The organism is Streptococcus sp. 5004 (assembly GCF_013276755.1).
In the GTDB taxonomy this organism is placed as follows: domain Bacteria; phylum Bacillota; class Bacilli; order Lactobacillales; family Streptococcaceae; genus Streptococcus.
In genome coordinates, this window is the sequence record NZ_VMLP01000023.1 from 41124 (window position 1) to 54556 (window position 13433).

Here is a 13433-nt window from a genome sequence, read left to right on the forward strand (position 1 = left end):
TATAAATGAAAACGCTTTACATTTCTATGGCAAGATGACCAAAAAAACAAAAAAGTTCTGTGCAACTTGCACAAAACTTTATAGAATATCTGGTAAAATCAACTGATAACACAAGGTCAGGTCGGTCAACTCCTTCAACTGTAGCCCTGTCAATTCTTCCCACTTATCAATCTTGTATTGGAGAGAATTGCGGTGCAGATAGAGTTGCTGGGCTGTTTTTGTTAGGACAGCACTATTTTCCCAAAGGGAGAGAATGATTTCCTGAATCTGATCTTGATCCAAAATCATCTGGTGCAAGCATTCTTTAATGACTCTCAGGTCCACAATTCTTTCTCCCATACTCCAAAGATAGAGTTGTGAAAAGGTATGAACACCTTGGTGACCCTGACGCCACCAAGTCTTAAACAAATCTCGCTCTGCTTTAATCAAGTCTGATAGGGCTTGATAGCCTGTCTGAGACCAAACCTGACCCAACATGATTGACAGACGAAGTCCAAAGTCATACTCAACCGCTTCAATCGTATCACTTAAAATAGCTCGTACAGAGGTGTATTTGTCTTGCTGAAGCACGAAAACATAATCCTGAGCTCCAACCTGAAGCACTGTCTGACAGTTAGGAAAAAGGGTCCGCATCATATCCAGCCAAGAAGCTAGATTTTCCTGCTGAAAATAGGAAAGATGACAATAAACCAGCTGAATCTTTTTAAAAGCTTGTGGTGCCTGTCCCTTCCCCTCAATCAAAAAAGAATACCAAGGATTGAGCGAACGAGCCTGCTCCTGCTGGGTCAAAAGCGAAATCAACTGCTTTTCACGCTCACTGAGCCCAGCTTCCTCCAGCAAAATCCACTGCTGAGAAGCTAAAGGAAGAGTTAAGTAACCCTCTTTCGCTACTGGTTGGTCTGAAATCTGAGCCTCAGGAAACCAGTCTTGTAGTTCTTTTGCCATCATGTCCTATCCCTCCACTTTTTGGATGCACCACGAAATCAAGCTCTCAAGACGTTCCAGATTTTCAGTCATATGGAGATAGCCCATCACTGCTTCAAAACCTGTGGACATACGGTAGGTCACCACATCGGCATTTTTAGCCTTTGTGTGGCTATTGGTATTGCGGCCACGTTTGTAGATTTCTTCTTCTTTTTCCGTTAGGACTTGCTCCTCTAACATGAGGGAAATCAGGCTGGCCTGAGCTTTAGCCGATACATACTTAGTCGCTTCTTGATGGAGTTTATTGGGTTTGGTCATGCCTTTGAGGATGAGGTGACGGCGAATATACATAGAATACACCGCATCCCCTTCAAAAGCTAACGCAATCCCGTTAATGAGATTGACATCAATCACGTGTCCACCTCACTCCATCCTTGGTGTCAAGGAGCTTAATCCCTTGAGCAGCCAATTGGTCACGGATCTGGTCCGCTGTCGCAAAGTCACGATTGGCACGCGCCTCTTGGCGTTTTTGAATCAAGTCTTCAATCTCTGCATCCAAAACTTCCTCAATAAAGACAATTCCAAAGACTTCTAACATAGCCGCAAGAGCTTCCTTAACACATGCATCATAGTTGCCAGAATTGATCCATTTAGCCATTTCAAAAACAACTGTGATACCGTTGGCAGCGTTAAAATCTTCATCCATAGCTGCTACAAACTTATCTTTAAAGGTTTGTAACTCTTTAACATCCACTTTTCCTGTAAATGGTTGCTCATAAGTGTTCTTCAAATACTTGAGATTGGTCTCAGCGTCTCGCACTGCCTTTTCCGTAAAGTTGATAGGCTTACGGTAATGTTGTGTCGCAAAGAAGAAACGAAGCACTTGTCCATCAAGAGTTTTAAGGGCATCGTGTACGGTTATAAAGTTGCCCAAGGACTTAGACATCTTGACATTGTCGATATTGACAAAGCCATTGTGCATCCAGTAGTTGGCAAAGGTCTTACCTGTCTTGGCTTCCGACTGGGCAATTTCATTGGTATGATGAGGAAACTCCAGATCGGCTCCACCACTATGAATATCAATGGTATCACCTAAAATCTCTGTCGACATGACTGAACACTCGATGTGCCATCCCGGACGACCAGGTCCCCAGGGACTATCCCAAGAAATCTCGCCTAGCTTGGCAGCTTTCCAGAGGGCAAAGTCTACAGGATTTTCCTTACGTGCCGTTTCTTCATCGGTACGACCTGAAGCACCTAGCTCCAAATCTTCCAAGGTTTTATTGGCTAATTTAGCATAGTTGTGGGATTTTTCCACACGGAAGTAAACATCCCCTTGGCTCTCATAGGCAAAGCCTTTTTCAATCAAATCTTCCACAAAACGAATGATGTCCGCCATAAACTCCACCACACGCGGATGGCGAGTCGCAGGCTTGACACCTAAGGCCGTCACATCCTCACGAAAGGCAGCGATATACTTGTCCGCAACCTCCTGAGGTGTGATACCCTCTTCCTTGGCACGGTTGATAATCTTATCATCCACGTCCGTAAAATTGGAAATATAGGCAACCTCGTACCCACGGTACTCAAAATAACGACGAATGGTATCAAAAGCTACCGTCGAACGGGCATTCCCCACGTGGATATAGTTATACACCGTTGGCCCACAAACATACATCTTTACTTTGCCGTCCTCAATCGGGACAAATTCTCGCAAATCACGAGACATGGTGTCGTAGATTTTAATCATAAATTATAATCAGGAAAGCTAAAATCCAAGAACAGTTAGTCTCATCACTGAGAGTTCAATTGAATTTCAGTCCGAATCTCTCTACACTTCGGAATCCCTTGCTCCTTTCTCATTCAGATAAACCACCTGAGTCTGTTTGACAAAGCCAATTTTTTCATACAAATGTTTGGCACCTACATTGCTATCCTCTACTGCAATTTGGAACTCCTTATCATTTTGCTCAATCAGTTGGTTGACAAGGAATTTTGCTAAGTAGCTTCCATAGCCTTTCCCACGTTCAGGTTCAGATATTGCTAAACCGTAGAAGTAATTCGTATTAGTCGATAAATCTACCGTGCACGTTCCAATAACCTGACCGTCTTTTAATAAAATATATAAGCGACTTTCTGGATCCTTCAGAGCTTCAGCGACATATCTATCCACAATCTCTCTAGACTCATGTTCCTCTGAGAATGCCTGAAATTTTAACTGACTAATTTGATCCTGATACGAACTATCTGCTAACAAAACTTCAAGATTGGAAATATTTGCTAACGGATAAGGTTTTCTATCCTTACCTAACCAAGTTTCTGTCTCTTCATCCTCGACCAATCCCCAGTTGCTAACAAAATCAGGATGGCGGTCTAGAAAAACACGCTCTGTCTGAAAAGTGACTGAACGAATAGAGAAATAAGCTGTTTCTCTCTCAAAACTAGTAAACAATGCACGCGCAATCCCCTGACGTCGATGACCTGGATGAACCAGTATCGTCACTTCTACATCTTGGTCATCTGCAGAGACGGTTAATAAACCAACAAGTTCGCCTTTTTCATAATAAAGGAAAAAAGCGGGCATGTTTGGGTCAAAATTAAGCATGTTAGAGAGATAGGGATCACGATAGGTACCGTCATAGTTTTGGCAATAGTTAATTAGTTTTTTCGCCTCAGATAGCTCCTCTTGGCTTAACTTGTTTCTTGCTTGAATCATATAGGTATCCTCTATAACCCAGACGATCTGTGACTGGCTTCTTTAGCCTGCTCGAGTTTATTAACGTAGTACTCTCGTTTTTCTTCGACTTCGTGAATGACCGGCTCATCCTTCTTACCATGAAGGCGGACAATCTTGGCAGGAATACCGACAACCGTCACATCACTAGGGACGTCTGCCACGACAACTGCTGCAGCACCGACCTTAGCATTTTCACCGATTTCCACTGGTCCGATAACTTGGGCATGGGCTGATATGAGAGCTCCCTTACGTACAGTAGGATGGCGTTTACCACAGTCTTTCCCTGTTCCCCCAAGAGTCACCCCATGATAGAGGAGAACTCCCGTCTCAACGATCGCTGTTTCCCCAATCACCAGACCAGAACCGTGGTCGATAAAGACACCTGAATCAATCTGGGCACCTGGATGAATCTCAATCTGAGTCCAAAAGCGCCAAAACTGACTGTGCATACGAGCCAGAAGTTTGAAGCCATGCTTCCAGAGAAAATGCGAAAGACGGTGGGCCGCCAAGGCCTTGACACCTGGATAAGTCAGCAAAACCTCCAAAGTGGTGCGGGCCGCTGGATCATTTTCTTTTACGATATCAATGGTTTCGCGCCACCATCCCATACATTTCTCCTTTTCTTATTCTGAATCTTTTGGTGTTTCTGTAATTTCTTTCTTAGGTTTGTGATCCTTGTGATGACGTGGGCGGTGAGGACGCTCTGATTTTTCACCTTTTTCATCACGTTCAGGTTTTGGAGGACGAGGAAGAAGGGCTTTCATAGAAGCATCCACACGTCCTTTTTCATCAATCTTGATAACCTTAACATCAACTTCATCCCCGATTGCTACCAAGTCTTCGACATTATTGGTACGTGTCCAAGCCATCTCAGAGATATGAACGAGGGCATCCGTCTTGTCAAAGAGGTTGACAAAGGCACCAAATTTCTCGATACGAACGACTTTAGCACGGTAAACTTCATCCACTTTGGCTTCACGGACCAAACCAGCAATAATTTCTTTAGCACGGTTAATAGCATCTTGGTCGCTAGAGTAGATAGACACATTTCCTTCTTCGTCGATATCAATCTTAACGCCTGTTTCAGCGATAATCTTGTCGATGGTTTCTCCACCCTTACCGATGACAATCTTAATCTTGTCCACATCAATCTTGATGGTATCAATTTTCGGAGCAGTTGGAGCCAATTCTGGACGAACTTCTGGAATCGTTGCTTCAATCACATCAAGGATTTCAAAACGCGCTTTCTTGGCTTGAGCAAGGGCCTCAGTCAAGATTTCTACAGTAATCCCTTGAATCTTGATATCCATTTGAAGGGCTGTAATCCCATCACGAGTACCTGCAACCTTAAAGTCCATGTCTCCAAAGTGATCTTCCAAACCTTGGATATCTGTCAAGACTGTGTAGTTATTTCCATCTGAGATGAGACCCATAGCAATCCCTGCTACTGGCGCCTTGATTGGCACACCACCAGCCATAAGGGCAAGCGTTCCCGCACAGATAGAAGCTTGAGAAGAAGAACCATTTGATTCCAAGACTTCTGCTACTAGACGGATAGCGTATGGGAATTCTTCCAAGCTTGGCAAAACTTGAGCAAGAGCACGCTCACCGAGAGCCCCGTGACCGATTTCACGACGACCTGGCGCACCGTAGCGGCCAGTTTCCCCTACAGAATATTGAGGGAAGTTATAGTGGTGCATAAAGCGTTTCTTGTACTCTGGATCCAAACCATCAATGATTTGAGTTTCACCCATCGGAGCCAAGGTCAAGACTGAAAGGGCCTGAGTTTGTCCACGAGTAAAGAGACCTGAACCGTGCACACGAGGAAGGAAGTCAACAACCGCATCCAAAGGACGGATTTCATCAACCTTACGACCATCAGGACGTACCTTGTCTTCTGTGATCAAACGGCGCACTTCAGCGTGTTCCATCTGTTCCAAGATTTCAGCCACATCACGCATGATACGGTCAAATTCTTCGTGGTCTGCATACTTTTCTTCGTAAACAGCAGTTACTTGGTCTTTGACTGCTTGAGTTGCAGCTTCACGTGCCAATTTTTCTTCTACTTGAACTGCCTTTTGAAGGTCACTGTTGTAGGCTGCGATAATTTCAGCTTGCAAGTCAGCATCAACATGAAGCAATTCCACTTCTGCTTTTTCCTTACCAACTGCTGCAACGATTTCTTCTTGGAAGGCAATCAATTCTTTGACTGCTTCGTGCCCTTTAAGGAGAGCTTCCAGCATGATTTCTTCTGACAATTCCTTGGCGCCTGACTCGACCATGTTGATGGCGTGTTTGGTACCAGCTACTGTCAATTCAAGGAGAGATTGCTCTGCTTGTTCTTGGCTAGGGTTGATGATGATTTGACCATCCACATAGCCCACTTGCACCCCAGCGATTGGTCCATCAAATGGAATATCTGAAATGGAAAGTGACAAGGATGAACCAAACATAGCTGCCATTGGTGCAGAGGCATTCTCATCATAAGAAAGCACGGTGTTGATAACTTGCACTTCATTACGGAAACCTTCCGCAAACATAGGACGGATTGGACGGTCAATCAAACGCGCTGTCAAAGTCGCATCCGTTGAAGGACGTCCTTCACGTTTCATAAAGCCACCAGGAAACTTCCCAGCTGCATACATTTTTTCTTCATAGTTGACTTGGAGAGGGAAGAAATCCCCAGTTGCCATTTTCTTAGACATAACGGCTGCAGTCAAGACAGTTGACTCACCGTAACGCACGACAACAGAGCCATTTGCCTGCTTAGCAACCTGACCAGTCTCTACAATTAACTCACGACCTGCAAAAGTCGTTTGAAACACTTGTTTTGTCATTTTAATCCCCTTTGGATTGATGAAATTATACGCCTTGCCTACAAAGATCAAGATACTAAGCCGTCAAGCAACCCAAAGGAAAATAGGAAATCGAACGACGGAGCGACTGCTCCTAGGCAGATTTATCTTTTTCCACAGAGTTGTAGGCGAGTTCAATTACACAAGATACTAAGGGCGTGAAGAATCCCGTGTGAAAATAGGGATTTAGCCCGTGTTCAACTATTAGATACTTTGAAAAGTTTAAAAATATTATTCTTTAGTATTTTGCCTTTTTATAGCAGATTTGAATAGTTAAAAATCTGTTTATACCCTCATCTTTGTATCAAGTACGTACAGAGTCTATTTTATCATATTTTTCTTAAAAAGTGCGGTCTTTACCATTAAAAAGGAACCATTCCCCTCACTTGAGAAGAATGGTTTGCTTTTTATTATCCTAGAGACTGGTGATTAAACAAGGCATGGGTTGCTTGGTGGATGTATTTTGCTGTATCCGCATTGTTCATAGTGTAGAGATGCACACCGGCAACATCCTGAGTTACCAAGTCCACGATTTGGTCCACTGCATAGGCAAGTCCTGCTGCTCTGAGCGACTCAGGGTCATGCTCATACTTGTCTAAAATGGCTTTAAATTTGCGTGGAAGATGGATATTCTCACAAGTCTTCAAGAGACGGAGAGCCTGATTTCGGTTCAGAATTGGCATAATTCCTGCATGAATAGGAACATCAATCCCAGCCAAGATACACTTGTCTTGGAAATCATAGAAGCGCTCATTGTCAAAGAAAAGCTGAGTCACGAGGCTCGAACAGCCTGCATCCACTTTCTTCTTAAGATTTTGAATATCTGAAATCTGATTTGGTGAATCTGGATGTCCTTCCGGATAACAAGCGCCAACAATATCAAAGTGAGGGGCTTGTTCCTTGATGAACTCAATCAAGTCGGTTGCGTAGCGAAAATCCTTTTGCGGCTCCACATCTGGAATAATATCCCCACGAAGAGCCAAGATTTTCTGCACTCCAACCTTGTCCAAGTCAGCAATCGTTTCAGCCACCTTGTCCTTAGTCAAATAGATAGCTGGCAAGTGAGCAATAGTCGGAATCGCCAAGTCATTTTGGATAAAGTCGGCCAAACGGACCGTCGTTTCCTTGATATTAAATTTATTATTGCTGGCAGTCACACTGATAAAGTGAGGAGCCAACTCCTGCATGTCCTGCAAGGATGAAATAATTTTATCATTACCCACTGCTGGGTTTGGAGGGAACACTTCAAATGAGAGTGACGGTGTTTGGCGTGACATAGTCCTTATCCTTTTCTTTTTGATTTCATTTTGAACAACCGTTGTAGGGAGAAATCTAATCTTACAATTTCTCACGCGCAGCTTTAGCTGCTTCAACTAGGCGGATCAAGCTTTCTTTTGTTTCTGGAATACCACGTGTTTTCAAACCACAGTCAGGGTTGATCCAAACTTTCTTGCTTGGCACTTTAGCAAGGATAGCTTCGATTGTATGGTCGATTTCGCCTTCATTTGGCACACGAGGTGAGTGGATATCGTAAACCCCAGGTCCCACTTCAGTTTGGAAGTTTTTCGCTTTAAGTTCGTCCAAGATTTCGAGGTTTGAACGGCTAGCTTCAAAGGAAATAACGTCCGCATCCATGTTATCGATAGCTGGGATGATATCTGTAAATTCTGAGTAACACATGTGAGTGTGGATTTGTGTATCTGGCGCTACTGTTGAGTGTACCAAACGGAAGGCAGGAATAGCCCAGTCAAGGTAGTCTTCGTACCAGTCGCTACGACGGAGTGGCAATTTCTCACGAAGAGCAGCCTCGTCGATTTGGATGATTTTCACACCAGCAGCTTCAAGGTCAAGCACTTCATCCTTGATAGCAAGGGCGATTTGAAGAGTAGAATCCTTGATAGAGATGTCTTCACGTGGGAATGACCAGTTGAGGATGGTAACAGGTCCAGTCAACATACCTTTAACAGGTTTGTTTGTACGGCTTTGTGCATAGCTAGACCATTTAACAGTGATAGGGTTAAGACGAGTTACATCACCCCAGATGATTGGTGGTTTCACCCCACGCATACCGTATGATTGTACCCAACCATTTTTAGAGAAGAGGTAACCTGACAAGTTTTGACCAAAGTACTCAACCATGTCATTACGCTCAAATTCACCGTGAACAAGGACATCAAAGTCGATATCTTCTTGCCATTTGATCCATTCGTCAATTGTTTCAGCAAGGAAAGCGTCGTACTCTTCTTGAGACAATTCACCTTTACGGTAAGCCAAACGTTTAGCACGAACTTCTTTTGTTTGAGGGAATGAACCGATAGTTGTTGTTGGAAGAGCTGGAAGTTTGAAAGCTTCTTCTTGGATAGCTTCACGTTCTGCAAAGGCTGGCAAACGAGTGTAGTCTGCGTCTGTCAAGCCAGCGATACGCGCACGAAGTTCAGCATTTTCACCAACACGTTCAGTCGCAAAGAGTTCTTTGTTAGCAGCAAGTGCTTCTGCACCTTGACCATTGCGGATAGCATCCAAATCACGGATCTCATCTAATTTTTCAACTGCAAAGGCAAAGTGGTTCAAGATAGCTGGTTCAAATTCTTCATTAGCAGTTGTAAATGGCACATGAAGAAGTGAGCATGAGCTTGTCAAGACAATGTTTTCAGCTGTAATTTGATCAAGAACAGCCAAGCTCTTTTCGTAGTTGTTACGCCAGATGTTTTTACCATTGACAATACCTGCGTAGAGAGTCTTGTCAGCTGGGAAACCACCTTTAACCAATTCAAGAGTTTTCTTACCTTCAACGAAGTCAAGACCGATAGCATCTACTGGCAAGTTTACAAGGTCAGCGTAAACGTCACGAACGTCTCCGAAGTAAGTTTGAAGCAAGACTTCAAGACCTTTTTTGTCAGCCAAAAGTTTATTGTAGAGGTTCAAGAAGAGAGCTTTTTCTTCAGATGTCAAATCTTTTACAAGAGCAGCTTCGTCGAGTTGGATACGAGTCGCACCAAGTTCTGCCAATTTAGCAAAAACTTCTTGGTAAGCAGCCACTAAGCTGTCTACGAAGTCTTCTGCTTTCACACCTTCTTCAAAGTCTGACAATTGAAGGAAAGTGAATGGACCTACAAGGACAGGACGAGTGTTCAATCCAAGTTCTTTGGCTTCTTGGAACTCATCAAAGATCTTGTGACCTGCAAGTTTAACTTGAGTATCTTTTTCAAATTTAGGAACGATGTAGTGGTAGTTAGTGTTGAACCATTTCTTCATTGGAAGGGCGCGAACGTCCCCTTTTTCTCCTTGGTAACCACGACCCAAAGCGAAGTAGCGCTCAAGGTCAGACAAGTCCAAGTTTTGAACTGAAGCAGGTACCACGTTGAAAAGGAAAGCTGCATCTAGGAAGTTGTCATAGTGAGAAAAGTCATTTGATGGAATTTCAGTGATGCCTTTTTCTTTGACGATGTTCCAGTGTTTAGCACGCAATTCTTTTGCGGCTGCCAAGAGTTCTTCTTCTGAGATTTCTTTTCTAAAGTATTTTTCAGTTGTAAATTTTAATTCGCGGAATTCGCCCAAACGAGGGAAACCGATGATTGTAGTTGACATGATGTGTCCTCCAAAATTTGTTGTTGAAACTATCTTAACAGAAAAGAAATCATCTGTATAATTGTAAAAAATTAGGCTTTGATATAGTTTGAAACTATATCTCTATTTTAGACAACAGAAAAAGACCTGAGACAAATGCCTCAAATCCTTTGTATATCTTGTTTTATAGCTCTATTGCAGTTAGGCTCTTCAAACGTGTTATTAGTAATTCTTATAAGTGACTATGGCTTGTTATTAGAAAAGACTATAGGTTGATCCCCTTCTCTCGGAGATTGTCCAGACACTCCTCATAGTAGGCATCGTCATGTTCGCTGTAGATTGGACTGGTCAGCTTCTCCTCAGCTAAATCTTGATAAGGAGGGCAGGTCTTGCCACGATAGTTTTTATCCAACCACTCTGGACTGACCTTAAAGCCTCGTTTAACCATCTCTTCCATAATCAAGTCATGATAGGCATAGAGACGATAGGGCGAGTGGGTAAAGACATAGTCCACCGTCGCATGCTTTCTGCCCCAGCCATTGCCACGGAGGGCGCAGCACTCTCGATGTTGCCCCAAGAGCTGAGGACGGGGAAGTTGTGAAATCAAAGCCTCATACCAAAGTCTCATGGGAGTCTCCTTTCAGTAATGTCGAATGTTGCAAATAGGTATTGGGATAGCGATCAAGCAAGTCTCGAGTCTTAGCAATCAAGTCTTCCTGAGAAGCCTGACCAAAGCGGTAGCGATCCAGCAAGAGCATATAGTCCTTGCGATCGGCATCTGTCGCTTTCTTTTTAAAATAGCCCCAAATATGATGAAAGGCATTGCAAACCTGACCCCTGTGTTCTGGGATTTGACAGGCACGGTCAATCATCTCCTGAACTAGACTCGCCTCCACCTCTTTATTCTTGAGATACTGACGAATCTCATTGTAAATATTGCTAGAATGACTCAAAACGAGGTATTTGTTTCTCGCCCAGAGTTGCTGGCAAAGGGCACGTTTGTTGTTATTTTCCATATTTCTCCTTACTTTCTACTAGTTCCCCGGAAATATAGAAACAAAGTTGTATCTTAAAAATGAGTGGAATATGAGCGAATAAATCAACTACATCTTACCCTTGAAACTCTTTCAAAAACTCTTCGAGTTCAGCATCGGCTTCTGGTGTGGTTCCGTGGAGTTGACCGAGCATTTCAAGCAATGAAGCTGTTTGACTTTCGATAGCTTTATTTGTGTCGTTAATTTTGCTGACGATATCTGTTAGTTGTTCGACTTCTTCTTCCTCAAAGGTATCTACATAGCGAGGGATATTGAGGTTATAGTCATTTTCGACAATTTCTTCATAACTTGCCAGATGGGCAAACTTGTCAATCTCCTCACGTGACTTGTAGGCTTCCAGAATCTTCTCGATATGAGTATCTGTTATGATATTCTGATTTTTGCCCTTATCAAACTCCTTAGAAGCATCGATAAAGTAGACATCACGATTGGTACAGTTCTTTTTGAGAATGATAACCGTGGTCGGAATGCTGGTATTAAAGAAAATGTTAGCAGGTAGACCGATAACCGTGTCAATGGCCCCTTCTTCTAACAAGGCCTTACGAATAGTTCCCTCTGCATTTCCACGGAAAAGAACACCGTGGGGAAGGACGATAGCCATAACCCCATTATCCTGCTTAAGATGGTAATAACCATGTAAGAGAAAGGCAAAATCAGCCTTGGATTGGGGCGCCAGTTTCCCAAATGGAGAGAAACGAGGATCCGCCATAAAGCCAGAATTTGCTGACCACTTGGCAGAGTAGGGAGGGTTCATCAGAACACCATCAAAGTTAGTCGGTTCTTGAGTCGGCCAGTCTTCGTCTAGTGTATCAGCATTGTGGAGAAATTGATTTTCAACAGGAACACCGTGTAGAATCATGTTCATCCGGGCCAAGTTATAGGTTGAGGTATTGAGCTCCTGCCCAAAATAGACAACGGTTTGCGGTTTATGAGAATATTTCTTGGCGTTAAGCAAGAGAGAGCCAGAGCCCATAGTCGCATCATAGATGGTAAAGCCTAGCTGGTCCTCACGACCCAAAAAGGCAATCTGAGTCATGAGTTTGGCAACTGGTTGAGGGGTATAGAACTCACCAGCCTTCTTACCCGAGTCAGTCGCAAACTGACCGATCAGATACTCATAAGCATCCCCCTGCATATCACCAGCATGACCAGCCACGTCTAGCACAGCCAATTCTTTCATGACTGCCGCCACCGTTTGGTTTTGCTTTTGCGGAGTCGCCCCTAGCTTTTTGGAATAGAGGTCAATATCTTCAAAGAGGTTTTCATAGAGTTCATCACTCTGCTCAATATCACGAAAACCCTGAGCCAAATCTTCCAACTGGAAAGTCCCCTCATTGACACGTGCTACTAGAGCCGTAAAGGTCAACTCAGGCTTGATACTATAGTTGAGTTCGTCCTTCATCACTGCAAGAAGATCCTCGTGGGTGTCCGCATCCTCATAGTAGTTACGATAGACCTCAAGGGCAGCCTCTAGACTCTCACTCCCCTCCTCCATAGTCTCCGCCACGAAAAAGAGCATCTTGTCTGACAGATACTTATAAAAGACCATGCCCAAAAGATAGGACTTGTAGTCATTAGCATCCATCTTAGAGCGGAGAACATCCGCTGAGTTCCACAGAGCTTGGTAGAGCGACTGGGACGTTTGTGTTGTTTCCATAATGTTTCTTTCTAAGTTTTTTCCAAGGAGATTGATATTAGTTTATAGCTCTCCAATCATCATCGGTCTTGTTCTTGGATATAATCCATGGTTCACTAATCTCAAAAATTTTAAACTCATGGTATTTATCTTTAGAATCAAAATATGATATTCTAACCTCATCAAAATCACTATTAAATTCTTTTTGAGAAATAGCAAAATATAGATCAAATCTTTTTATTTCATAAGCATCAATTAGAAATGAATACGCTCCATTCTCACCATAAAAGAATTTCTCATTTGCTTTTTCAGAAAAAGTAACTTGTCTCATCTTTCTAACCTGTTCGCCTCTATCGTACAGAACAAGATTCATATTTCTAATAATTTGCTTTCTAGACTTTGTATTATGAAGCTCAATTGACAAAGGAACTCCAAAGACCATTCCATTTACTGAATTATCAAATCCCCAAACTCTGCTTATTAGTTTATGGGAAGTCGACTTAATATAAATCTTAACTTTTCCTCTATTGGATAAACTAGTTGAAACGATTACTTGCAATAGAAATCCTATAAAAGAACCTATGAGCGAAAATAAAGCAGAATAAACTAACAAAGTAAACTCAAAGTGCTGAAATAAATCATTCAAATTCATTTCCTCC

General features: G+C 42.9%; 12 protein-coding genes. All 12 read right to left on the minus strand.

The features are described 5' to 3' along the window. Positions 1–78: 78 nt before the first annotated feature. The 12 genes from HT685_RS07620 to HT685_RS07675 all read right to left on the minus strand — a co-directional run bounded on the left by HT685_RS07620 (position 79) and on the right by HT685_RS07675 (position 13420). Positions 79–948: a PucR family transcriptional regulator gene (locus tag HT685_RS07620; protein WP_173226812.1), complete on the minus strand. Its 870-nt coding sequence runs from the start codon at positions 946–948 to the stop codon at positions 79–81. Between the two features lie 3 nt (positions 949–951). Beyond that, a complete protein-coding gene (locus tag HT685_RS07625) occupies positions 952–1338 on the minus strand; it encodes a Mini-ribonuclease 3 (protein ID WP_173226814.1) in 387 nt (128 codons plus the stop codon). Then, on the minus strand, positions 1331–2674 hold the full coding sequence (gene cysS / locus HT685_RS07630) for a cysteine--tRNA ligase (RefSeq protein WP_173279003.1): 1344 nt from the start codon (positions 2672–2674) through the stop codon (positions 1331–1333). The genes HT685_RS07625 and cysS overlap by 8 nt, the downstream gene beginning before the upstream one ends. Before the next feature lie 81 nt (positions 2675–2755). Next, positions 2756–3640, minus strand: a complete 885-nt coding sequence (locus HT685_RS07635; RefSeq protein ID WP_173226818.1) for a GNAT family N-acetyltransferase — start codon at positions 3638–3640, stop codon at positions 2756–2758. Between the two features lie 11 nt (positions 3641–3651). Next, complete coding sequence (cysE, locus tag HT685_RS07640; protein WP_050973752.1) at positions 3652–4269, minus strand: serine O-acetyltransferase; 618 nt, start codon at positions 4267–4269, stop codon at positions 3652–3654. 15 nt (positions 4270–4284) lie between these two features. Further along, positions 4285–6498, minus strand: a complete 2214-nt coding sequence (gene pnp, locus HT685_RS07645; RefSeq protein WP_173226820.1) for a polyribonucleotide nucleotidyltransferase — start codon at positions 6496–6498, stop codon at positions 4285–4287. Positions 6499–6926: 428 nt separating this feature from the next. Continuing rightward, entirely contained in the window at positions 6927–7793 is an 867-nt protein-coding gene (gene metF, locus HT685_RS07650) for a methylenetetrahydrofolate reductase [NAD(P)H] (protein ID WP_173251329.1), read from the minus strand. A 61-nt stretch (positions 7794–7854) separates the two neighbouring features. Then, positions 7855–10104, minus strand: coding sequence for a 5-methyltetrahydropteroyltriglutamate--homocysteine S-methyltransferase (gene metE, locus HT685_RS07655; protein ID WP_173279004.1), 2250 nt, complete (start codon positions 10102–10104; stop codon positions 7855–7857). A gap of 244 nt (positions 10105–10348) precedes the next feature. Beyond that, on the minus strand, positions 10349–10711 hold the full coding sequence (locus tag HT685_RS07660; protein WP_173226823.1) for a TIGR02328 family protein: 363 nt from the start codon (positions 10709–10711) through the stop codon (positions 10349–10351). Continuing rightward, entirely contained in the window at positions 10695–11099 is a 405-nt protein-coding gene (locus HT685_RS07665; protein WP_173226825.1) for a YbgA family protein, read from the minus strand. The genes HT685_RS07660 and HT685_RS07665 overlap by 17 nt, the downstream gene beginning before the upstream one ends. 94 nt (positions 11100–11193) lie before the next feature. Further along, positions 11194–12795 (minus strand): type I restriction-modification system subunit M, encoded by a 1602-nt coding sequence (locus HT685_RS07670; RefSeq protein ID WP_173226827.1) that lies wholly within the window; start codon positions 12793–12795, stop codon positions 11194–11196. A 37-nt stretch (positions 12796–12832) separates the two neighbouring features. Beyond that, on the minus strand, positions 12833–13420 hold the full coding sequence (locus tag HT685_RS07675; RefSeq protein WP_142358431.1) for a hypothetical protein: 588 nt from the start codon (positions 13418–13420) through the stop codon (positions 12833–12835). Between the last annotated feature and the right edge of the window lie 13 nt (positions 13421–13433).

Coding starts and splice junctions, on each gene's coding strand:
- HT685_RS07620 (WP_173226812.1), bottom strand. CDS start 948: ATGATGGCAAAAGAACTACAAGACTGGTTTCCTGAGGCTCAGATTTCA.
- HT685_RS07665 (WP_173226825.1), bottom strand. CDS start 11,099: ATGGAAAATAACAACAAACGTGCCCTTTGCCAGCAACTCTGGGCGAGA.
- HT685_RS07660 (WP_173226823.1), bottom strand. CDS start 10,711: ATGAGACTTTGGTATGAGGCTTTGATTTCACAACTTCCCCGTCCTCAG.
- HT685_RS07670 (WP_173226827.1), bottom strand. CDS start 12,795: ATGGAAACAACACAAACGTCCCAGTCGCTCTACCAAGCTCTGTGGAAC.
- metF (WP_173251329.1), bottom strand. CDS start 7,793: ATGTCACGCCAAACACCGTCACTCTCATTTGAAGTGTTCCCTCCAAAC.
- cysS (WP_173279003.1), bottom strand. CDS start 2,674: ATGATTAAAATCTACGACACCATGTCTCGTGATTTGCGAGAATTTGTC.
- metE (WP_173279004.1), bottom strand. CDS start 10,104: ATGTCAACTACAATCATCGGTTTCCCTCGTTTGGGCGAATTCCGCGAA.
- cysE (WP_050973752.1), bottom strand. CDS start 4,269: ATGGGATGGTGGCGCGAAACCATTGATATCGTAAAAGAAAATGATCCA.
- pnp (WP_173226820.1), bottom strand. CDS start 6,498: ATGACAAAACAAGTGTTTCAAACGACTTTTGCAGGTCGTGAGTTAATT.
- HT685_RS07635 (WP_173226818.1), bottom strand. CDS start 3,640: ATGATTCAAGCAAGAAACAAGTTAAGCCAAGAGGAGCTATCTGAGGCG.